This window comes from Mesorhizobium sp. WSM4806 (assembly GCF_055811635.1).
On the sequence record NZ_JBVVQZ010000035.1, the window covers coordinates 1 to 22582 of the forward strand.

The 22582-nt window shown below is 63.5% G+C and carries 19 protein-coding genes; 3 read left to right on the forward strand and 16 right to left on the reverse strand.

Annotated elements, in window-relative coordinates; all coding sequences use genetic code 11:
• The first annotated feature begins 421 nt into the window (after positions 1-421).
• Complete coding sequence (locus AC0L2M_RS33195; RefSeq protein ID WP_023797309.1) at positions 422-2383, forward strand: M23 family metallopeptidase; 1962 nt, start codon at positions 422-424, stop codon at positions 2381-2383.
• A 20-nt stretch (positions 2384-2403) separates the two neighbouring features.
• On the opposite strand, the gene AC0L2M_RS33200 is transcribed toward AC0L2M_RS33195, so the two are convergent.
• The 9 genes from AC0L2M_RS33200 to AC0L2M_RS33240 all read right to left on the reverse strand — a co-directional run bounded on the left by AC0L2M_RS33200 (position 2404) and on the right by AC0L2M_RS33240 (position 16311).
• Positions 2404-3954 (reverse strand): MFS transporter, encoded by a 1551-nt coding sequence (locus AC0L2M_RS33200; protein WP_023797308.1) that lies wholly within the window; start codon positions 3952-3954, stop codon positions 2404-2406.
• A gap of 137 nt (positions 3955-4091) precedes the next feature.
• Entirely contained in the window at positions 4092-5570 is a 1479-nt protein-coding gene (locus AC0L2M_RS33205; protein ID WP_128169832.1) for a L,D-transpeptidase family protein, read from the reverse strand.
• Between the two features lie 252 nt (positions 5571-5822).
• Positions 5823-6188 carry an MmcQ/YjbR family DNA-binding protein gene (locus tag AC0L2M_RS33210; protein WP_027153335.1) on the reverse strand — a complete coding sequence of 122 codons (366 nt, stop codon included), beginning with the start codon at positions 6186-6188 and terminating at the stop codon, positions 5823-5825.
• Between the two features lie 44 nt (positions 6189-6232).
• Positions 6233-8839: an ATP-dependent chaperone ClpB gene (gene clpB / locus AC0L2M_RS33215; RefSeq protein WP_128177596.1), complete on the reverse strand. Its 2607-nt coding sequence runs from the start codon at positions 8837-8839 to the stop codon at positions 6233-6235.
• A gap of 224 nt (positions 8840-9063) precedes the next feature.
• Entirely contained in the window at positions 9064-10053 is a 990-nt protein-coding gene (locus AC0L2M_RS33220; protein ID WP_473537055.1) for a DUF4167 domain-containing protein, read from the reverse strand.
• 303 nt (positions 10054-10356) lie between these two features.
• Positions 10357-11247, reverse strand: coding sequence for a peptide chain release factor N(5)-glutamine methyltransferase (prmC, locus tag AC0L2M_RS33225; protein WP_128169835.1), 891 nt, complete (start codon positions 11245-11247; stop codon positions 10357-10359).
• A 140-nt stretch (positions 11248-11387) separates the two neighbouring features.
• Complete coding sequence (gene prfA / locus AC0L2M_RS33230) at positions 11388-12467, reverse strand: peptide chain release factor 1 (protein WP_027153339.1); 1080 nt, start codon at positions 12465-12467, stop codon at positions 11388-11390.
• Positions 12468-12605: 138 nt separating this feature from the next.
• A complete protein-coding gene (ptsP, locus tag AC0L2M_RS33235; protein ID WP_473537056.1) occupies positions 12606-14876 on the reverse strand; it encodes a phosphoenolpyruvate--protein phosphotransferase in 2271 nt (756 codons plus the stop codon).
• 181 nt (positions 14877-15057) lie between these two features.
• Complete coding sequence (locus AC0L2M_RS33240) at positions 15058-16311, reverse strand: aspartate kinase (RefSeq protein ID WP_023797301.1); 1254 nt, start codon at positions 16309-16311, stop codon at positions 15058-15060.
• A 361-nt stretch (positions 16312-16672) separates the two neighbouring features.
• On the opposite strand from AC0L2M_RS33240, the gene ubiG reads away from it, so the two are divergent.
• Positions 16673-17422 carry a bifunctional 2-polyprenyl-6-hydroxyphenol methylase/3-demethylubiquinol 3-O-methyltransferase UbiG gene (ubiG, locus tag AC0L2M_RS33245; protein WP_091600073.1) on the forward strand — a complete coding sequence of 250 codons (750 nt, stop codon included), beginning with the start codon at positions 16673-16675 and terminating at the stop codon, positions 17420-17422.
• Positions 17423-17441: 19 nt separating this feature from the next.
• Here ubiG and AC0L2M_RS33250 read toward each other — a convergent pair whose 3' ends face one another.
• Complete coding sequence (locus AC0L2M_RS33250) at positions 17442-18371, reverse strand: DMT family transporter (protein ID WP_473537057.1); 930 nt, start codon at positions 18369-18371, stop codon at positions 17442-17444.
• Positions 18372-18482: 111 nt separating this feature from the next.
• Between AC0L2M_RS33250 and AC0L2M_RS33255 the strand changes: the two genes are divergently transcribed.
• The gene (locus AC0L2M_RS33255; RefSeq protein ID WP_128169839.1) at positions 18483-18974 is read left to right on the forward strand and encodes a MarR family winged helix-turn-helix transcriptional regulator; all 492 of its coding nucleotides are present in this window, start codon (positions 18483-18485) and stop codon (positions 18972-18974) included.
• A 409-nt stretch (positions 18975-19383) separates the two neighbouring features.
• On the opposite strand, the gene AC0L2M_RS33260 is transcribed toward AC0L2M_RS33255, so the two are convergent.
• The 6 genes from AC0L2M_RS33260 to AC0L2M_RS33285 form a co-directional block, all read right to left on the reverse strand.
• Entirely contained in the window at positions 19384-19662 is a 279-nt protein-coding gene (locus AC0L2M_RS33260; protein ID WP_023797297.1) for a helix-turn-helix domain-containing protein, read from the reverse strand.
• A gap of 15 nt (positions 19663-19677) precedes the next feature.
• The gene (locus tag AC0L2M_RS33265; RefSeq protein ID WP_473537058.1) at positions 19678-19905 is read right to left on the reverse strand and encodes a BrnT family toxin; all 228 of its coding nucleotides are present in this window, start codon (positions 19903-19905) and stop codon (positions 19678-19680) included.
• A 251-nt stretch (positions 19906-20156) separates the two neighbouring features.
• Positions 20157-20582: a DUF1178 family protein gene (locus AC0L2M_RS33270; RefSeq protein WP_473537059.1), complete on the reverse strand. Its 426-nt coding sequence runs from the start codon at positions 20580-20582 to the stop codon at positions 20157-20159.
• Positions 20579-21460, reverse strand: coding sequence for a carbon-nitrogen hydrolase family protein (locus AC0L2M_RS33275; RefSeq protein WP_473482550.1), 882 nt, complete (start codon positions 21458-21460; stop codon positions 20579-20581). The genes AC0L2M_RS33270 and AC0L2M_RS33275 overlap by 4 nt, the downstream gene beginning before the upstream one ends.
• 10 nt (positions 21461-21470) lie before the next feature.
• Positions 21471-21740, reverse strand: coding sequence for a glutaredoxin 3 (grxC, locus tag AC0L2M_RS33280; protein WP_027153348.1), 270 nt, complete (start codon positions 21738-21740; stop codon positions 21471-21473).
• A gap of 27 nt (positions 21741-21767) precedes the next feature.
• Positions 21768-22571, reverse strand: coding sequence for a ComF family protein (locus AC0L2M_RS33285; RefSeq protein WP_473537060.1), 804 nt, complete (start codon positions 22569-22571; stop codon positions 21768-21770).
• Positions 22572-22582: the final 11 nt, after the last annotated feature.

The following is a 22582-nucleotide window of genomic DNA, read 5'->3' on the forward strand; positions in this document are numbered from 1 at the left end:
TCGTCGCCAGCGGCGCGCCGCCCTCGTTGGTGAGGCGTATATAGTCGGCGCCCATCCAAAGTGTCAACAACCATTTCGGTCTTTTTTGAATTTTTTGCGACGAAAGATTGCGGCGCCGATTTTCGGTAGCCGACTTCCGCGGCGGCATGGGAATAACAAAGCCGAACACCGCCACGGAGCCCTATTGCCGCCGCATTGCGGTTTGACACCGACGTCAACGAAGCTGGCGCAGCACCACTGGCGCGGCGCCTTACAAGAGACTGTAAGAGAGCCACTAAGAGAGCCACTAAGAGAGAAGTATGACTGGGGATCTCGGCCGAAGCCAGCCGCTTCGTTGACTTCGCCCGCCGTGACAGGCAAATGTCATGGCCACAACAAAAGCGACAAGCCGTCCCGCCCGGGGAAGAAGCAGCCTTTCTGGATGCCAGATACGGAAAATGTCATAGCCGAACTCGGCAACGAGCCGCCGCTGATTGCGGACGGTCGCAGTGGCCCGCCCGACCGGCGCGAGGTTTCGGCGCGCTGGCTGTCGGGCACTTTTCTTACCGGCGTGACGTCGAGCGTGCTGATGGGTGTGGCGCTGTTCGCAGCCCTCGACGGCCGTCAGCAATTGGCGACGCCGCCCGAAATCGCCGAACTGATCAGCCTTGCGAGAGGCGACGATTCAGGCGAGATCGCCAAGACCACCAGGCTGGTGGCGCCGCGCCAGATCGCCAAGGCCAAGGACCGCCGGCGCATGGAAGTGCCGATGGTGACCAAGGTCGGCGACCGCGATGTCATCCACACCATGCCTTTCGTGCAGATCAAGATGGCGCTTGCCGCCGGGCACACGACCAGCCGCGCCTATCCGCCTTTCAATCCGATGCAGGTGTTTGGCGACGACCGCGACGGCAATGCCGGTCAGCCGGCGACCGCCGCCGCGGGCCAGATCTATGGCGCCAAGGTCGAAAGCGAGTTGAGCCTGAAAACGGTCGATTTCCCAATCGAGACGGCAGCGTTCGACGAAAAGAGTGACTTGTCCGCCGACGAGGTGGAAAAGGTGGTGCGCGAGGCCGGCACGGGTCTGAGCGACGGCGCCGTGCAGGTCGCCTCGCTGCATTATGTCGACCCGCAGCGATTCGGCGATGCATTCGCCGAGAGCATGGCCGGCTCCTACGACGTCAGGATCGTTCCGGAAAACGTCTCGGTGTCGCCGCGTGCTGCCCCCGACGATCAGGCGCCGGCCTTCGCCGAGGAGATCATCCCCTTCACCAGGGACCGCAACATCGTCGAGGCTTTCGCCGATTCGGGCTATACCGGCGAGGACGCCACCGGTATGGCCGAGGCGATCGCCAAATTGCTGAATGCGACAGCGCTCAAGGCGGGAACCGTGCTGCGGGTCGGCCTCGAGATCCATGGCGACGCCGCCAAGGTCGTTCGCACCGGCATCTACGACAGGGCCCAGCATATCGTCACCATCGCGCTCGATGATCACGGCCAATATGTGCCGGCGCAGGAGCCGGAGCCCAATCCCGAATTGCTGACCGCGTTCGATGATTCGCCGCCGGTGGTGGTGCGCGGCAATCTGCCGAACGTCTATGACGGCATCTACCGCGCCGCCTACTCCTACGGCATGTCCAAGGCGATGACCAAGCGGCTGATCAAGCTCCTGGCGTCCGGCGTCGATTTCCAGTCGCGGCTCAATCCGTCGGACCGCATCGAGGTGCTGTTCTCGCAGCCGGATGGCGACGACCGGGCATCCGACGAATCCGAGCTGCTCTATGTCTCGGCGAGCTTCGGCGGCACGACGCGTAATTTCTACCGGTTCCAGATGCAGGACGGCAGCACCGACTATTTCGACGAGGACGGCCGCAGCGCCCAGCAATTCCTGCTGCGCAATCCCCTGCCCGCAGGAAAATTCCGCTCCGGCTTCGGTGCCCGCAGGCATCCGATCCTCGGCTATGTGCGCTTGCATACCGGCGTCGATTGGTCAGCCGCCATCGGCACGCCGATCATCGCCGCCGGCAACGGTGTCGTCGAGAAGGCCGGCTGGGCCGGCGGCTATGGCAAACAGATCATCCTCCGTCACGCGAATGGCTACGAGACCTCCTACAATCACCAGAGCGCATTTGCCAAAGGCATCGCGCCGGGCGTGCGCGTCCGCCAAGGCCAGACCATCGGCTTTCTCGGCCAGACCGGCCTCGCCACCGGTCCGCATCTCCACTACGAGCTGATCGTCAACGGCACCAAGGTCGACCCGATGCGCGTTCGCCTGCCGGTCGGCAAGGTGCTGAAGGGCGACGACCTCGTTGCCTTCAAGCGCGAGCGCGGGCGCATCGATGATCTGCTCAAGCAGGAAGACAATGATTCGCTGAAGGTCGCGAGCGCCAAGATCGAAGGCTGAGCCGAGTTGGGCCTGGCTGCTCAGCGCTGCGGAGCCTCGGATCCACGCGGCCATGGCAGTCGCTCGCCGGAAACAGTTGTCCACGCCACGATCGCCGAGAGCAGGCAAAGCAGCGCGGTCACCAAGGCGACTGCTGCGAACGCTGCGTCGCTGGCGGCAAGCCTTGCTGCATCGACATCCGGCGCCGGTTCGCCGAAACCCGGAATGCCGGATGCGGCACCGCTGTTCAGCACGGCTGCATAGACCCAGGCCGCCAGTGACCCCATCGCCGCCACTGCGATCAGGCCGCCAATGCGCGAGACGGCATTGTTGATTCCCGAGGCAGCACCGGTATCCTTGTCCTCGACCGCCGTCATCACCGCCGTCGACAGCGGCGACACCACCAGCGCCATGCCGAGCCCCATCAGCGCCATCAGCGGAAACACGCCCCACCAAAAACTGTGGATGCCGGCATAGGCCAGCAAGGCAAGCCCGGCAAAGGCGACAGCGACGACGAGACTGCCGCTGGCGATCGGAAAACGCGGACCGATCCGGTCGGACCACTGGCCGACCGGCCCCGACAACAGCGCGATCAAGACCGACAGCGGCAGGAAGATGAAGCCGACCTCGGCGGCGCTCAGCCCCCATCCGGCGATGAGCAGCATCGGCAGATAGAACAGGTTGGCCGACAGTGCGAAATAGAGGAAGAAGGTCGCCACATTGGCGCCGGCGAAGGCGCCGACCCGAAACAGCGAGAGATCGATCATCGGTTCGCGCTGGCGGCGCTCGAAGACAATGAACACGATGAGCAGCACCGCGCCGGCGGCAATGCTCGGGCCGGACATTTGCCCCTCGCCCTCTGCGCTCATCGAAGTCAAGCCGTAGGCAAGCGCTCCGAACGCCAAGGTGGCGAGTGCAGCCCCGCCGAGATCGAGGCTGCGCTTTTCGGTCGGTGCGTCGGCCGGGACCTTGGCGAGCAGAAGATAGATCGAGACAAGACCAAGCGGCAGATTGACCGCGAAGATCACCCGCCAGATGCCGTCGCCGAAGGCCGACAAGACAACGCCGCCCAGCACCGGGCCAAGCGCCGTCGTCAGCGCTGAGGCTGCCGCCCAGATGCCGATCGCCCTGCCGCGCTCCTTCTTCGGATAGGCCTTGGCGATAATGGCGAGGCTGCCTGGCACCATGATGGCAGCACCGATGCCCTGAATGGCGCGAAACGCAATGAGCATTGGTGGATTCGGCGCCACCGCGCAGGCAAGCGAGGCGGCAATGAACAGCGCGATGCCTGCCACGAAAGCATGCCGCAGGCCAAAACGGTCGCCGGCGGCGCCGCCAACAAGGATGAGTGCCGAAAGCGTCAGCGCATAGGCGTTTGAAATCCACTGTGCCTCGGCGAAACTGGCGCCAAGATCGACGCGGATCGCCGGCGTGGCGATGGCCAGGATCGAGCCGTCGATGAAGCCGAGCGCGGAAGCCAGGATCGCCGCGATCAGCACGAACCTGCGGCGCGATTGCGGGCAGAACGTATCGGCCGGCAGCGGCCTGACCAGGGGGACGGCTTCGGCGCCCACTTCGCTTGGAGAACGCATGAAGCCTGCTTAGACCTCCTATCCGCCGGCAACAACCGGCCAGAGGGTTGCTGTCGTTGAAACCAGAACAGGATCACGTCGCCCAAAGAGCCTGCTCCCGGGTTGACCCAGGACTGCGCGATGATTTGGGATAGGGCTCAGTCGATGAATTCCACCGTGACGCCCGGCGACACGATTTTTGCCAGTTCGCGCGCGTCCCAATTGGTCAGCCGCACGCAGCCATGACTTTCGGTCTTGCCGATCTTGGAGGGGTCGGGTGTGCCGTGAATGCCGTAGGTCGGCTTGTCCAGCGCAATCCAGACCGAGCCGACGGGGCCGTTCGGGCCCGGCGGGATGGTCAGGATCTTGTTGTTTTCGCCCTGCTTGAAATTGATGTTCGGATTGTAGGTGTAGTTCGGGTCGAGAGCGACCCGCGACACCGCATGCGTACCGGTGGGTGAAGGCGTGTCAGCCGAGCCGATGGTGGCTGGATAGGCCGCGATCAGCTTGCCCGACGCGTCATAGGCGCGGGCCTGCTTTTTGCCCTTGTCGGCGATGATGCGTGCCACCGGCGTGGCCACCAGCCTGCCGAAATTGGCGACCTTGATGATCGTGCCGGGACGGTTGAAATTGGCTTCCGGATTGAGCGCCTTCAGATAGTTCTCGTCCATGTGGAACCGCTCGGCCAGCGCTTCGGTGACTGAGGTATAGCTCAGCCGTTCGAGTTGCGCCTTCTGGCCGTAGTCTTCCGGCACCGAGGCGACATAGGGGCCGGCCGCATCCTCGGGCGTGATGCTGTAGGAGGCGAAGGCATCGCCGCCGGATTGCTCAAGCGCCGCCTGGATGCCGACCACATCGGTCGACCGCAGATTGCTGCCGGTGATCTCGTTGTAGGCGGCGAGCGCCTTGTCGACATTCGAGCCGAAGCGTCCGTCGACGACGCCGGGCGAAGCGCCGGCGCGGTCGAGCAGCACTTGCAGCGCCGCGACCTCCTGGCGTGCACCGAGTGAAAGCGACGGATCGACGACAATCTTCCCGTCGATCTTTGGCGGCAGTGCCGCCTGGTCGCCCGGCGCCGTCGGTTCGACCGGTTCGATCGCAGCCTCGTTGAGCGGCTGGCGCTTGACGGTGCGCGGCCTTACCGGCTGCGGCGCTTCCGGATAATTGTTGCCATAGTTGCCGCCATCCAGCGGTGCTTCGGGAAAAGCGTCTACCGGATCGCCGTAGGGATCATATTCCTCGACCGGCGGTACGACGATCAGGCCCTCCTCTTCCAATTGCCTGCGGCGCAAGCGCGCCGTGTCCTCCGGATCGTCGAGATAATAGCGGTCGTCCTCGACCGGTCCGAGATTGCGCAAGCCCTCGCGGCGGAGTGCGCGGCGATCGAACCTGGTCTGCGGCGGCTGGATGGCGAGCACCTTGCCGGTTTCCGTATCGACGATGACGCGGTTTCCTCTGGCGTCGTAGTAGACGTCGAAATCGCCGTTCTGGGCGACCAGCACAGCATGGCTATCCGCGGCTCGGGCATCCGCGGCGCGGGCAGATCGCGGCGCGATGTCCTGCGTCGGCGCGGCCATTACACTCGAAGAAAGCAGCCCGGCGGCGAACGCCGAAAGGGTGAAGATCGTGCGGAACATGCTGGCCAAATTCTCCGGTCCGTAATTGCCGCCGCCCGGCGTTGTCTCTTTAGAGCGCCGCGCGTCCCTTCGGACGCGCAGGGACGCTCTAACACTTAAAAAACTCCGCATCATGCTTTCCGAAAATCCAATTCGATTTTCGGGCCTTTGCGGCAGGCGAACCCTTCGCCAGCAAATCAGTTGCCAACCATAAGGTTCCAACATGAACCGGGCATGAAGATGGCGGATTTCTGGCGGCCTGGAGCAAGAACACTAGCTGGCGGCGAATCCCAATTCCTTGCGCGCCTGCTTCGTCAGCTTGAGCACGACAAGGCGGTGGCTTTCGCGCAGATAGTCTTTTAGCGCGTCATCGTCCATGCTTTGGCTTGTCTGGCGCTGGATCCATTTCATGCCGCGTGAGGCAAGATAGGGCGCGGGCCGAAGGCCCGGCTGTTCCTTCAAGATGTCATAAGCGATGTCGGAGCATTTGAAGGTGACGAACGGCTCCTTGCCATCGCTCCAACCGCCGATCGCAAAGACCTTGGCTCCGACTTTCCAGACATGAGCACCGCCCCACTGGACGACATGGGTCGCCGACGGCAGCGAGGCGCAGAAGCTGTTGTAGTCGTCCAACGTCATCTGCGCCCCCGTTTAATTTTTTGATTATGCGGCGGCCTCGAAAATCAGGCCGCCGCCTCGGTCGCTACGATCGTCGGCTTCGACCGGAAGTTCAACCGGTCGGAACCAGCGGTGACCTTGACGGTCGAACTGTCGAGGATGTCGCCGAGCAGGATCTTCTCCGCCAGCGGATCCTGCAGTTCCTTCTGCATCACCCGCTTCAACGGTCGCGCGCCATAGGCCGGATCGTAGCCCTTGGCGGCCAGCCAGTCGATCGCCTCCTGATCCAGCGAAAGCGTGATCTTGCGATCGACGAGCAGACTTTCCAGCCGCTTGAGCTGGATCTCGACGATGCGGCCCATATCCTGGCGGCGCAGCCGGTGGAACAGGATCACCTCGTCGACGCGGTTGAGGAACTCCGGCCGGAACGACGCCCTGACGACTCCCATCACCTCGTCGCGGACGACATCGACGTCCTGGTTCTCGCCGAGACTGACCAGATATTCGGCGCCGAGGTTCGACGTCATGATGATCAGCGTGTTGCGGAAATCGACCGTGCGGCCCTGACCGTCGGTCAGGCGGCCGTCATCGAGCACCTGCAGCAGCACGTTGAACACGTCCGGATGCGCTTTCTCGATCTCGTCGAACAGCACGACCTGGTAGGGGCGGCGCCGCACCGCTTCAGTCAGCGCGCCGCCCTCCTCATAGCCGACATAGCCGGGAGGCGCGCCGATCAGCCGGGCGACCGAGTGCTTCTCCATGAACTCCGACATGTCGATGCGCACCATGGCGCTCTCGTCGTCGAACAGGAAGCTGGCAAGCGCCTTGGTCAGTTCGGTCTTGCCGACGCCCGTCGGTCCGAGGAACATGAACGAACCGATCGGCCGGTTCGGATCCTGCAGGCCGGCGCGGGCACGGCGAACGGCTTTCGACACAGCCTGCACCGCCTCGCCCTGGCCGACGACACGCTTGCCGATTTCGTCTTCCATGCGCAGCAGCTTGTCACGCTCGCCTTGCAGCATCTTGTCGACCGGAATGCCGGTCCAGCGCGACACGATGTGGGCGACGTGATCGGGGGTGACCACCTCTTCGACCATGCCGACCTTGCCGTCTTGCGCCTCGGCCTGTGTCAGCTTCTTTTCGAGCTCCGGAATCTTGCCATAGGCAAGCTCGCCGGCGCGCTGGAATTCACCTTTGCGCTGGGCGATGGCGAGCTCGTTGCGCGCCTCGTCGAGCTGTTTCTTCAGGTCGGCTGCGAGCCCGAGCTTCTGCTTCTCGGCCTGCCACTTCGAGGTCAGTTCGGTCGATTCCTCTTCCAGGGCGGAAAGATCCTTTTCGAGCCGGGCGAGCCGGTCCTTCGACGCGTCGTCCTTCTCGACCTTCAGCGCCTCACGCTCGATCTTGAGCTGCATGATGCGGCGGTCGATCTCGTCCAGCGCTTCGGGCTTCGAATCGACCTGCATCCGCAGCCGCGACGCGGCCTCGTCGACAAGGTCGATCGCCTTGTCCGGAAGGAAGCGGTCGGCGATGTAGCGGTTGGACAGCGACGCTGCCGCGACCAGCGCCGAATCCGAAATGCGCACCTTGTGGTGCTGCTCGTATTTCTCCTTCAGGCCGCGCAGGATGGAGACCGTGTCTTCCACCGTCGGCTCATTGACGAACACCGGCTGGAAGCGGCGGGCAAGGGCGGCATCCTTCTCGACATGCTTGCGGTATTCGTCGAGCGTCGTGGCCCCGACGCAGTGGAGTTCGCCGCGTGCCAACGCCGGTTTCAACAGGTTCGACGCATCCATGGCGCCATCCGCCTTGCCGGCGCCGACCAGCGTGTGCATCTCATCGATGAACAGGATGATGCCGCCGGCCGCAGCGGTGACTTCCGAAAGAACCGCCTTCAGCCGCTCCTCGAATTCGCCGCGATATTTGGCGCCGGCGATCAGCGATCCCATATCGAGCGCCATCAACTGCTTGTCCTTGAGCGATTCCGGCACGTCGCCATTGACGATCCGCAACGCCAGCCCTTCGGCGATCGCCGTCTTGCCGACGCCGGGTTCACCGATCAGCACCGGATTGTTCTTGGTGCGGCGCGACAGCACCTGGATGGTGCGGCGGATCTCGTCGTCGCGGCCGATGACCGGGTCGAGCTTGCCGGCGCGACCGTCGGCGGTGAGATCGCGCGCGTACTTCTTAAGCGCATCATAGCCCTGCTCGGCGCTCGCCGAATCGGCCGTGCGACCCTTGCGGACGTCGTTGATCACCTGGTTCAGCGCCTGTGGCGTCACGCCGGCCTTCGTCAGGATGTCGGCGGTCTTGGCGGATTTCTCGACCGCCAGCGCCGTCAGCAGCCGCTCGACCGTCACGAAGCTGTCGCCGGCCTTCTTTGCCAGTTCCTCGGCGGTCGAGAACACCTTGGCCAGCGGTTGCGCCAGATAGAGCTGGCCGTTGCCGCCTTCCACCTTGGGCATCGCCTCAAGTGCCGTCTCGACGCCCAGCTTGACGTCGCGGACGCTGCCGCCGGCGCGCTCGATCAACGACGCTGCCAGGCCCTCGTCGTCGTCGACGAGCACTTTCAATATATGTTCGGGGGTGAATTGCTGGTGGTTGCGCGAGAGCGCCAGGGTCTGCGCCGACTGGATGAAGCCGCGCACGCGCTCGGAATACTTTTCAAGGTTCATATCTGTCTCCTTCCGTCACCGGCCCGCTTTGCGGCACCGGATCAGATTGCGGTGACGGACCCGCCCGTTCGAGCCGGGTCCTGTTCACGCGAGATATGGGGCGCAATCCACGGACCCTCAAGACGTCCCGATAACGGCGGCCTCATAATATTTCCCGGGGCGCGCACATACAAAAACGGCGGAGATTCCTCTCCGCCGTCCAGGAATGCCTGGGCCTTGCTCGATCAGTTGTTGACGTCGACGATGGTGGGCTCGCCACCGGCGTCTTCCGCCGGAGCAGCATTCACGTTATCGCCGCCAGCATTGTCGTTACCGCCATCCACCTGATCAGCCACCTGATCAGCATTGACGCGCGGACGGCGCGGACGCCTGGGGCGGCGGGCAGCGCCGCTTTCGGCGGCGGCTTCGTTCATCTCGGCCTGGGCAGCCAGAGCCGCAGGCGAAAAGCTTTCGAACTGCGGCGCGGGTTCGGCCACAGAAACAGGCTCGTTCGGAGACACAGCTTCCGCCTGCACGGGGGTTTCGTTCTGAACCGGTCTCTCGTTGCGCCGGTTCTGATCGCCACGCTGTCCGCCCTGCTCGCCGCGCGCACCAAATTCGCCGCGCTGGCCGTTCTGGCCGTAGCCGCCATTGGGGCGACGGTCGCGATGGCGGTTGTCACGCCCGCCGGCATCGCGCCCACTGGCATCACGCCCACTGGCATCACGCCCACTGGCATCACGCCCACTGGCATCACGATTGTCGCGGCCGTTTTCCTGGTTGAACGTCAATTCGGCCGGCGTGCCGTCGATGACCGGCTGCGGGCCTGCACCGTGGTTGACCACCGGAGCCGCAGTCTCGCCGACATTGCTGTTGCCGGCATTGTCGAACTCGTCGCGATCTTCGTCGCCGTCATCGTCGAAATCGTCGCGGTTCTGCTGAGCGCTCTGGATCGGCAGCTGCGCCTGCGCGGCAGCGATGATGCGATTGTAGTGCTCGGCGTGCTGGAGATAGTTTTCCGCCATCACCCGGTCGCCGGAGCTTTGCGCGTCACGGGCAAGGGTTGCGTATTTTTCGGCAATCTGCTGAGCCGATCCGCGGATCTTCACGTCCGGACCGTTGCTCTCGTAATTGCGCGTCAGGGGATTTGGACCCTTGCGGTTGTTGTTATTGTTGTTGCCGCCGCCATTGTTGTTGCGACCGCGCATGCGCCTGTTCTGCTGTTGTGGCCTCATTCGACTCTCTTCATTTTGAAATTTTCGAAAACTTTTTCACGAACGGAGGCGCTCATGCAGCCAGCCGTTTCGTCTCTTCACCGGCGTTCGCCCGCATCGATTGCGTTGGCGCCACGTGTCATCCTGTTCCGGTTACATCACTTGCCGGACGATTCCCGCACGAAGCTTGGGCGTCGTTTGCGCAAGAAGGCAGCTATTTCCAAGGAAACCGAATCGCTAAGAGCACTGCCTGCTTCGTCTCATCCGGTTAAGGCGACCCTAGCCGCATTCCCCGGCATTGCCAAGCGCTTTTTTTGCACTGCATCACGGCTTTGTCAGTTCAAAGATCAGAACCCTCTCGTTTCCGCCAAAGTCGCGGAATACCCCCGCCGGCATATAGCCGGCTGCGGAGAATATGCCCGTGACCTCTTTACGTTGGGTGTGGCCGATCTCGACCGCAATCCTGCCCTCGGCTTCCAAAAAACCTGCCGCCTCGGCGGCGATAATCCTGTAGGGACTCAGACCGTCCACGCCGCCATCGAGGGCTTGGCGCGGATCGAAATCGCGGACTTCGCCCTGCAGATTTTCGATGTCTATGGACGCTATATAGGGCGGGTTGGCGGCAATTACATGGTATCGGCCAAAAACTTTTTCGAACCAGTCGGATTTGAGCACCTGGAACCGATCGGCCAACCCCAATTCCCCGGCATTGCGCATGGCGGTCACCAGCGCGCCTTGCGAAATATCGACACCGGTGGCGACCGCCGCCGGAACGGCGCTGAGCAGCGCCAGCGCGATGGCGCCGGTGCCGGTGCCGAGATCAAGGATGCGGCACTCGCCTTGCCGTCCCGCTGTCGCCTTCACGAAGGGCAGCACCGCTTCGACCAGCGTTTCGGTGTCCGGTCGCGGCTCCAGCGTTTCCGGTGACAGCGACAGGCGCAAGCCATAGAACTCGCGATGGCCGAGGATGCGATGCACCGGCTCACCGGCGACCCGCCGCCTCAAGGCTGCATCGATCGCGGCAATCGCGCCGGCGTCGACACCGCATTCGGGATCGGCGATGGCTTGTGTGCGGGTCGTACCGGAAAAATGTTCGACGATCAGCCTCGCATCCAGCGCCGGATCGGCGACTGCGGCCGCAGCAAGGCGTGCCCGCGCCGCTTTCAGCAGCAGCCCTAGTGTGGTGGATTTGAGGTTCCTGCTATTTGTTGGCATCAGCGTCCAGGGACCTCAAATCCACCACCTAGATACCAGCAATCTGCTGGTGTGATTTTGAATCCGAAATTCGTCATTGCGCTGCCCCAACGTGATACGAATTTCGAATTCAAAGCCACACCGGCCTACTGGGCAGACTGTCAGCCATCGAGGCCGATATCGGCGAGCAGCTTCGACTGGTGATCGGCGATCAGCGCGTCGATGATCTCGTCGAGTTCGCCCATCATCACCCGGTCGAGCTTATAGAGCGTCAGATTGATGCGATGGTCGGTGACGCGGCCCTGCGGGAAATTATAGGTGCGGATGCGCTCCGAGCGATCGCCCGAACCGACCTGCGATTTGCGCGATTCGGAGCGTTCCTCGTCAGCCTTGCTGCGCTCGAGGTCGTAAAGCCTGGCGCGCAGGATCTGCATGGCTTTGGCCCGGTTCTGGTGCTGCGACTTCTCCGCCTGTACGACCATGATGCCGGTCGGCAGATGGGTGATGCGCACTGCCGAATCGGTGGTATTGACGTGCTGGCCGCCCGAACCCGAGGCGCGCATCGTATCGATGCGGATGTCTTCGGCCCTGATGTCGATGTCGACCTCTTCCGCTTCAGGCAGCACGGCAACCGTCGCCGCCGAGGTGTGGATGCGCCCGCCGGCCTCGGTCGCCGGCACGCGCTGCACACGATGCACGCCGGACTCGAATTTCAGATGGGCAAAGACCCCCTTGCCCGAAATCGTGGCGATGATTTCCTTGTAGCCGCCGACCTCGCCCTCGCTGGCCGACGCCGTCTCGAAACGCCAGCCGCGTGCCGCGGCATAGCGTTCGTACATGCGAAACAGGTCGCCGGCAAAGAGAGCCGCCTCGTCGCCGCCGGTGCCGGCGCGGATTTCGAGGATGGCATTCTTGTCGTCGGCGGCATCCTTGGGCAAAAGCAGGATCTGGATGTCCTTCTGCAGCGCTTCGATGCGTTCCTTGACCTCCGGCAGATCGGCCTCGGCCAGTGCCCGCATTTCGGCATCGGTGCTTTTGTCGGCGAGCATCGCTTGCAGGTCGGCCTGTTCATGCTCGGCGGTGCGCAGCGCCCTGATTTTAGCCACCATCTCCTGCATGTCGGCATATTCCGACGCCATCTTGACATAGGCGTCCGCCGCCGGCCCGGCCGACATCTGCGCTTCGAGCATGTCGAAACGCTTGACGACTTGATCCATACGGTCGCGGGGCAGGTTGATCATGATCCTGGAACTTCGATAAGATTCACGTCAGGGCGAGCCGAAATGACGAGTTTCGAGAACCGGAGCGGAATGTACAATTAGGTACATGAGCACCGGAAGCGCAGAAAATCGACATTTGCAGGCCGCCCTCACGTGAATTTACAACGGAATGGAGCGGTCGTCGGCAAAGGCCTGCAGCAGCGCCCGCATCGGCAACCCCTGGGCCGGCGCCATGAGATTGTCGTCGAAGAACGCTTCCAGCTCGGCCAGCGGCAGTTCCGTCAGCATCGCCTTGACCGGACCGATCGAGGCCGGCGACATCGAGATCGATCGGTAGCCAAGGCCGATCAGCGCCATCGCCGAGATCGGCTTGCTGGCCAGCTCGCCGCACAAGGTCACCGGGGTTTGATTGCGCACCCCGGCGTCGGCAATCTGCTTCAGCGCGCGCAGGAACGGCGTCGACAGCACATCGAAGCGGTCGGCGAGCTGCGTGTTGCCGCGATCGACCGCCATGACGAACTGGAACAGATCGTTCGAGCCGACCGAGACGAAATCGACGGCCTTCATCAGCTCATCGAGCTGGAACAGCAGCGAAGGCACTTCCAGCATGGCCCCGAGCTTCAGGCTGGTCGGCAGATGATGGGCAAAACGCGACAGATGCCGCACTTCGCGATCGATGATTTCGCGCGCCTGGGCGATCTCGCCGAGCTCCGTCACCATCGGCAGCATCAGCTTCAGTTCACGCCCGCCGCATGCCTTCAAAAGCGCTCGGATCTGGGTACGCAACAGGCCCGGCCGGTCGAGCGTCAGGCGGATGGCGCGCCAGCCGAGCGCCGGGTTCTCTTCCTGGATCGTGTCCTTGAAGTAGGGCAGCACCTTGTCGCCGCCGATATCGATGGTGCGGAATGTCACCGGCTTGCCGCGCGCCGCGTCGAGCACGTCACGGTAGAGCCGTTCCTGGGCTTCCGCCCGCGGAAAGGTCGAGGCGACCATGAACTGCAGCTCGGTGCGGAACAGGCCGATACCGGCGGCGCCGGCCTCGGCAAGCTGCGGCAGATCGACGGCCAGGCCCGCATTCATCAAAAGGTCGACCTGGACGCCGTCCTTGGTCATCGACGGCTTCTTGCGCAGCTCGCGATAGACCTCCTGCCGCCGCGCCCGGAAGCGGACCTTTTCGGCATAGGCGGCTTCGAGGTCCGGCTGGGGGCGCAGGTGGATGGCGCCTTCTTCGCCGTCGACAATGATGGCGTCGCCGTTTTCCGCCATGGAAACGGCGCCCTTCATCTGGCCCGCAACCGGTATGCCCATGGCCCGCGCCACGATAACGACGTGGCTGGTCGCTGCGCCGTCCTCCAGCACCAGCCCGCGCAGCTTGTCTCTGGGATAATCGAGCAGTTCGGCGGCCCCCATCGAGCGGGCGACGATGATGGCGTCCTTCGGCAGCGAGACCGCGACATCGTCCGGCCCGCGCCCCATCAGCTGGCGCAGCAGCCGGTTGGCGAGATCGTCGAAATCGCTCATCCGCTCGCGCAGATAAGGATCGGTCATGTGCAGCATGCGGGCACGCATGTCGCTCTGCACTTTTTCCACCGCCGCTTCCGCCGTCAGGCCGTTGCGTACCGCCTCTTCCAACCGGCGCACCCAGCCGCTGTCGTTGGCGAACATGCGATAGGCTTCGAGCACCTGGCGGTGCTCGCCCTCGAAGGCGACTTCGCGGCGTTCCAGCATGTCGTCGATGGAGAGCCGGAGCGAACCGAGCGACGCATCGAGCCGCTTGATCTCCTCATCGCTGTCCTCGTTGAACAGATTGGTGACGACGATGCGCGGCTCATGCAGCACGACATGGCCAAGTCCGACGCCCTCGTTGAAGGACAGGCCGGTAAAGCTCACCGGGCGGCGCAGATCGAGTTCGAGGCCGGGCCGGGTCAGCCGGGCAAGGTCGCCGGTGGCGATCATCTCGGCGATCACCATCGCCGTCGTTTCCAGCGCCTCGACTTCGTCGTCGCGATAGTGGCGCATGGTCTTGTTCTGGACGACCAGCACACCGAGCGTGCGCCCCGCCCTGAGCACCGGCACGCCGAGGAAGGAATTGTAGATCTCCTCCCCCGTCTCCGGCAGGTAGGCGAAGGCTGGATGTTCCTGCGCGTTGGAGAGATTGAGCGGCCGTGCCGAGGCCGCGATCGTGCCGACGAGGCCTTCCCCCAGCCTGAGCTGCGCCAAATGGACGGCCTTCGGATTCAGGCCCTCGGTGGCATAGAGTTCGAGCACCGAATCGGCGCGCAGCACGTAGAGCGAGCACACTTCAGCGACCATATTGGCGGCGATGTCGCGCACGATGCGGTCGAGCCGCTCCTGCGGCTCCAGCGGCTCCTGCATGAGCTCGCGGAGCCGTTTCAGCAAAACGCGCGGGCCACTGGCCGTATCACGCATCGCGGCTTGTTCTCCAATGGACATTATGCCCGCCGCAGTTTCTCCCGCGGCCGGCGCTCACGCAACAACTCAAATAGAGCGGCGTCGGTCCAATTGGACCCACAAAGGACGCTCCAAGACTTCGAACTGCTGCATCGTGCTTTCCGAAGATCGACCTCCGATTTCCGGACCGAGCAGTCTGCTACTGCTTATCCAGACCGTAGATGGAATGCAAAGTGCGAACAGCAAGTTCTGTGTAGGGACCGTCGATCAGGATCGAAATCTTGATCTCGGATGTCGTGATCGCACGGATGTTGATCGATTTGTCGGCCAGCGCCTTGAAGGCGGTGGCGGCGACGCCGGCATGGCTCCTCATGCCGATGCCGATGACGGAGACTTTCGACATGCCGGCTTCCGACTGCACGACGTCATAGCCGATCGTGGTCTTCAGCCGCTCGAGCACGGCAAGCGCCTTGTCGACATCGCCGGACGGCACGGTGAAGGTCATGTCGGTGAACTTGCCGTCCTCGGAAATGTTCTGGACGATCATGTCGACATTGATGTTGGCTTCGGCCAGCGGCCCGAAAATGCCGGCGGCGACGCCGGGCCGGTCACCGACACGGCGCAACGAAATCTGCGCTTCGTCCTTGGCGTAGGCAATTCCGGTGACGACCTGCTGTTCCACGATCTCTTCCTCGTCGCAAATAAGCGTTCCGGGCGGATTGAGCAAATCCCCCATTCCCGGCGCGTCGGGATCGTCGAAGGACGACCGCACGAAAGTACGCACCCTGTGCACCATGGCAAGTTCGACCGAGCGTACCTGCAGGACCTTGGCGCCGAGCGAGGCCATTTCAAGCATTTCCTCGAAGGAAATCTTGGCCAGCCGCCGCGCCTTCGGCTCGATGCGCGGGTCGGTGGTGTAGACCCCGTCGACGTCGGTGTAGATGTCGCAGCGGTCTGCCTTGACCGCCGCCGCGATGGCGACAGCACTGGTGTCGGAACCGCCGCGGCCGAGCGTCGCGATGCGGTTGTCCGGCCCGATGCCCTGGAAGCCGGCGACCACCGCCACCTGGCCCTCGCCGAAGCGCTTGATCAGGAACGCGCCGTCGATGTCGAGAATGCGCGCCGCGCCATGCGCATTGTCGGTCTTGATCGGGATCTGCCAGCCTTGCCAGGAACGGGCATGGACGCCCATGTTCTGCAGCGCGATCGCCAGCAGGCCGGCGGTCACCTGCTCGCCGGAGGCAACGACGGCGTCATATTCGCGGGCATCGTGCATCGGCGAGGCTTCGCGCGTCCACTGCACGAGCTCGTTGGTCTTGCCGGCCATCGCCGAGACGACCACCGCGACCTCATGGCCGGCATCGACCTCGCGTTTGACATGGCGCGCCACATTGCGGATGCGGACGATGTCGGCGACGGAGGTCCCGCCGAATTTCATCACGATTCGCGCCATGGAAGCGAAATGCCTTTGACTGGGTGCCGAAACGGCGGCCGAAAAACGGAAACGGAGCGTCGGGCTGGGCCAGCCGCTGAATTCGCGGCCTCCTTAGCCAAATGCTTTGGGTTTCGCAAGGCGTGCCACCGCTTGCCCCCCCCTGCTTGCCCCCTTAGGCGACGAAGGCGACATACGAGCGCAACGCGCCTACCCGAACGCCTGTCGCAGAGGCGCAGCCGGCAACAGCCGAAATTTGCTGCCTTGACATTCGCCGGCTCTCGACCGACTTCCTAGCGCACCAGAGCGCGATCAGCAAAAGTGGTATCCGGTTTTGCGCCCGATCGCGCTCTGAATTTTTGAGTCTGCGGGAGACCACACGATGCCAGAACCCCGACGATCGACGATCGATGCCGGAGAAGTGGAGCGTTTTTCCGCTCTTGCCGCCGAATGGTGGAATCCGAACGGCAAATTCCGCCCGCTGCACAAGTTCAATCCGATCCGGCTTGCCTATATACGCGACCAGGTGGCGGCGCGCTTCGGCCGCGACCCGCGCGCGGCGCGGCCGTTCGAGGGCCTGCGCATCCTCGACATCGGCTGCGGCGGCGGGCTGTTGTGCGAGCCGATGGCGCGGCTTGGCGCCGAAGTGGTCGGCGCCGACGCATCCGCCACCAACATCGAAGTGGCCAGGCTGCATGCGGCGGAGGTCGGCGTGACGGTGGATTACCGTGCCACGACAGCAGAGGACCTGGCTGACGCCGGTGAGAAATTCGACGTCATCCTCAACATGGAAGTGGTCGAGCATGTTGCCGACATCGACCTGTTCGTGGCCAAATGCGGCGAGATGCTCAAGCCCGGCGGCATCATGGTCGTCGCCACCATCAACCGCACGCTGAAGGCGCTCGGTCTGGCCATTATCGGCGCCGAATATGTGCTGCGCTGGTTGCCGCGCGGCACTCACCAGTTCGGCAAGCTGGTGCGGCCAGACGAGTTGGAAAAGGCGCTTGCCGGCGCTGGCCTGACCATCATCGACCGCACCGGCGTCACCTACAATCCGCTCGCCGACCGCTGGCAGCGTTCGAAGGACATGGACGTCAACTACATGGTTCTGGCAGAGAAGGCACCCGCCTGAACTTTCTCACGACGCCTTCTCACGCCGCCACCTTCTCACCCGTCTGACTTTGCGTCTTCGGGGCGATCTGGCTTTGCGCCTTGGTGGTGATGAACACGCCGGCGACAATGATGGCAGCGCCGGCCCAGGTCAGCAATTGATAGTGCTCGCCGAGAAACATCGTCCCGGCAAACAATCCGACCGCCGCCGCGACATAGCCGATCTGGCTGAGATAGACCGGGCCGCCGACCGCCTGCAGCCGGAAGAAGCAAGCGAACATCGCCGCGGCTGATGCGACCTGCCCAACGACGACCAGCGGCACGCCGGCGAGCAGGGCGAGCGAACCGCCGCCCTGCAGCGTGAAGATGCCGCAAAGAAGCAGCGCGGCCGATGCCAGATGGCTGCCGACGGCAAGCTCGATCGGTCCGGTCCCTAGCGGCCAGTCGACCGTGCGGTAGATATTGCCGGCGGCAAGGCTGACCGGAATGAGCAGCCCCGCCGCCACCCAGAAAAATTCGGCCGGCTGGCCAGCCTCGCCGCGCGTCACCGCCACCATGACAGCACCAACGAAGCCGACGGCAATGCCGACGATACCAAGCAGATTGGGACGCCGGACGCCGAGCAGGATCGAAAACACCAGTGTAACCACCGGCGACAGCGTGAACATGATACCGGTGTAGCCGGCGCCGAGATGCGGAATGGTCGAGAACATCAAGAGATTGGGGAGGGCATAGGACACCGCCGCGGTGACGAAGAAATAACGCAGTCTGTGCGGGGTGAGCCGGATGCGTTGTCCGCGCAGCAGCAAGGCGCACAAAAGCACGCCGCCGGCGCCGAGCGAGATGACGAGGGCCCAGACCATGGCCGAAACACCGGCCGCCGTAGCGATCTTGCCGAACGGCAGCGTCAGGCCGAGCAGGCCGCCGGTGACGAGCAAAAGACCGAGCGCTGAATCCCAGAGAAATTTCATAACGAACCTTATTGTCCTTGCGCCGTCTTTTGCGGGCCCTTGGCCAGCACTGTGACTCAAGCTAAGATAATACAAAGATTCTTAACGTCAAGATATTTAACGGTGAGATAGATGGATCGCGCCGCGAAAGCGATCGAGCAGTGGAAAAGACAACGGCCGGACCTGGATGTCTCGCCGATGGCCGTGCTCGGACGGTTGAACGAAGCCTCGTCGCTGATAGCGCGAGAACGCCTCGCTCCGCTGTTTGCCCGTTTCGGACTGCAATCCGGGGAATTCGACGTGTTGGCGACGCTGCGCCGTTCCGGATCACCTTACGCGCTGACGCCAACCGCCCTCTATGAGGCGACGATGGTGACGTCGGGCGCCATGACCAACCGGCTCGACCGGCTTGAGAAATCCGGATTGATCATGCGTGGACCGCATCCCAACGACCGGCGCGGGGTTGTCGTGCAACTGACCGAGAAAGGTCTCGCATTGGTCGATGAGGCGGTCGCCGCTCACGTCGCCAACGAACACGAGATACTTTCCGGCCTGACGCGCGCCGAACAGGACACACTCGCTGGCCTGCTTGAGAAGTTGATAGGGAGCGTCAGCCGGGGGTGAAGATCAGGCGGTTGGTGCCGATCCGTGCGACGTTTCCGCAGGAGGTCGCGATCCTCGACCTCCTGTTGTCGCAGGGCATCGACATCAACGCATAGGACAAGGCGGGGCAGACGGTTCTTCACATCGCAGCGCCCGATGCCATTGACGCCGCCTCGATCGAACTTCCTCTAAAACGCGGTGCCGATCGGAGCTTGAAGAACTTGAACGGAAAGCGCGCCACCCTGCGATCCAGGAAAGACTTGCGTGCTCCCCTAAAGGTGCCTGGGTAATTCCGTTTCGTGGCAAATCGCAACGTTTGAGATTGGCGGCTGGAGGGCTCGATGAAAGCGAATCAAGACGCCGCACCCCTGAGACTTTGCGCCTCGACCGAAGTGGCGTTCACGGCGAAGTCGCATACGGGCAACGCCAACTATGCGACAGCCTTTGCCACCATGTCCGGATGCTGGCCGATCACCCGCACATAGGCGATGGCGAAATCCGGCGCGGTCGCCCGCGCCTGCTCCCAGTCGCGCAGCGTGCCGACCGGGACCCGGAAGCGGCTGGCGAACTCGGCTTGCGACAGGCCAAGCCCAGTCCTCGTCCTGCGGATCAGGCGGGCGCGCTGGCCCCGGTCCAGTGCTTCGGCCATCACGTCGAAATCTTCGGCGTCGGTCGGGTCAGCAGGCAGCGTGATGTGCTCTTTCTTCACCCTTGTTGCTCCTTCTCACCGAGATGAAGCGAGGCAAGTCGCCCCGCCAGACGAAACGCCGGTGAACAGCTTCTCCCCGACGAAACCGACCGCCTTGAACCGTTCCTCGCCGTCGATCTCGCGGATCGAGGGGATAATCAGGTGGTTGTCGTCCGCAAAAATCCGATCGCCAAAGGCCAGCGGCAGCTTGTGCTTTTCGCGGTTGACCGCATCCTTGGCGGGGTCGAACCTGTCTCCCGTCATGAAGCTCGACTATACGGGATTCCCGTATTGCATGCAACCCTTATCCGCTCGTGGGCTGACATCGGTTTTAGGAGTTCTGCGACAGAACGGCAGCTATGCGGATTTTGCGACTGTCGCGAAAACCCCGATTAAAGCGACAGTTTCGCGCCAGATTTTTGCAACATTCGCATAATCCGTTTTGCGACATGGTCCAAGGACCGCAACGGGTCGAAGCGGAATCCCGTCCCGGTACCAACCGTCACACCAGTCTATCAGTTACGATCCTCCGGGAATGCCGGCACCGGCATGAATTCGACGCCGTCCTCGGCCAGGCTCTTGGCCTCCTCCAGCGTCGCCTCGCCATAGATGCCGCGCGGATCGCTCTCGCCGAAATGGATCTTGCGCGCCTCCTCGGCAAACTTGTCGCCGACATAGTCGGCGTTCTCGCGCACCTTCTCGGCCATCGCCTTCAATTGTGCCAACGCCTGCTTCTGGGCCTCGCCCATGGCGAGCGCGATCTTTTCTCGGCTGCGCCCGGTGGAGACGGCCGGCGCCATCAACGCCTTCTCGACCTTGTGCGAGCCGCAGGTCGGGCAATCGACGAAGCCAAGCTTCTTCTGGGTGTCGAAATCGTCGTTGCTGCGAAACCAGCCTTCGAATTCATGCTCGTGGTCACAGATCAGTGAAAAGCGAATCAAGACGCCGCACCCCTGAGACTTTGCGCCTCGACCGGAGTGGCGTTCACGGCGAAGTCGCGTGAATTTTTCAGATTCGGGATCTTCTTGCGGGCGGCGGCCGACTGCGCCGGGTCGATCTCGGCGATGATCACCGCCAGTTCGTCATGTGACGCCTCGGCGACGATGCGGCCCCACGGATCGACGATCAGCGAATGGCCATAGGTCTCGCGGCCGTCCTCGTGCAGGCCGCCTTGCGCCGCGGCAACGACATAGGCGCCGTTCTCGATGGCGCGCGCCCGTAGCAGCACGTGCCAGTGCGCCTCGCCGGTCTGACGGGTGAAGGCGGCGGGCACCGACAGCAGGTCGGCGCCGGCCAGCGCCTCGGCGCGGAACAGCTGCGGAAAGCGCAAATCGTAGCAGACGGCGAAACCCAGCTTCGCCCCATCGATCCCGGCGCCGCTGATCTCGGTGACGACGGCCTCAGTGCCGGGCTCGTAGGCGGCGGATTCGCGCCAGCTCTCGCCATTGTCGAGATCGACGTCGAACATGTGGATCTTGTCGTAGGTGGCAATGGTGGCGCCATCCGGCCCGAACAGAAGCGCGCGGTTGGCGAGCTTGCCGTCAGCGCGCAGGATGGCGGTCGAGCCGATATGCAGGAAGACGCCAAGGTCTTTTGCCAGCTTTCGCGCGGTCGAAACGATGATGTCCTTGTCCTCGGACGTGAAGGCGGCGGCCCGCGCCTGGCTGTCGCGGATCAGCGCACCGGTCATTTCCGGTGACTGGATATAGGTCGCACCCTGGCCCGCGGCCTCGCGCACCAGCCGCTCCAGATCGACCGCGTTGCGCTCGGGGCTGGTACCCGAACGCATCTGGATCGCCGCCGCCTTGAAAGCACCCATCGTCATGTCCTCAATTCGTCGAGCCATTGGCGAGCAGACGGTCAAGCCGGCCCTCTGCCTCCAGTTCATGGAGATCGTCACAGCCGCCGACATGCGTGTCGCCGATGAATATCTGCGGAAAGGTCGAGCGGCCATTCGCGCGGGAAATCATTTCCCGCCGCAGTTCCGGCGAGAAGGAGGCGTCGTGCTCGGTGTAGGCAACGCCCTTGCGCTCGAGCAGCCGCTTGGCCGCCACGCAATAGCCGCACATCATCCGTGTATAGATCGTCACGTCGACCATCGGTCAGCAATCCTGCCTTTTCCCAATCTATATAGTCGCGGACTCGTCGGCCCGAAAGTCCCCCGGCAGCACGCGCGCAAAGGTCAGCACGTCGACCGTCCCGGCACCGCCCTTCTTCAGCGCCTTGGCGACGGCGCGGACAGTGGCGCCGGTGGTATAGACATCGTCGATCAGGAGCACCCGGCGGCCGGCGATCTCGATCTCGGCCTCCTCCGGCACTCTGAAGGCGGCACGCACATTCTCCTCGCGTTCCCGCCGCTCCAGCCCGACCTGCTGGCGGGTGAGTTTGACGCGCCTGACCGCGGAGGGCGCAAAAGGCAGCCCGCCAAGCTGCGATACCGCCCTTGCCAGTTCCGCCGACTGGTTGAACTGACGCCTGAAAAAGCGCCGCCAGTGCAGCGGCACCGGCACGACCACATCGGCTTCCGCGATCAGTTCGGCACCGGCGCGCAGCATCCAGCGCGCCATCCACGGCGCCAGATCGGTGCGATCCTGGTATTTCAGCCCTTGCACCATCCGGCGGGCGACACCTGAGTAAGCGACCGCGGCCCGTGCCCGCTCGAAGGGCGGCGGGTCGGCGATCGCCTCGGCCGACAGGAACCCCTCGGCCGACAGGAACCCCTCGCCCATGTGATGGGTGAACGGCGTGCCCATCACCGGGCACCATGGCCGCTCCAGAAGCCTGAGTTTCGGCCAGCAGGCGCCGCACAGCACGCCGGGCTGCGAGACATGCCGTCGGCAACCGGCGCAAACCGGCGGAAACAGGATGCGCGCCGGCCAGTCCAACGCCTTTCGAGCGACACTCTTGATATCCGGCATTGGATCGGCCACGTGGTTCTTTC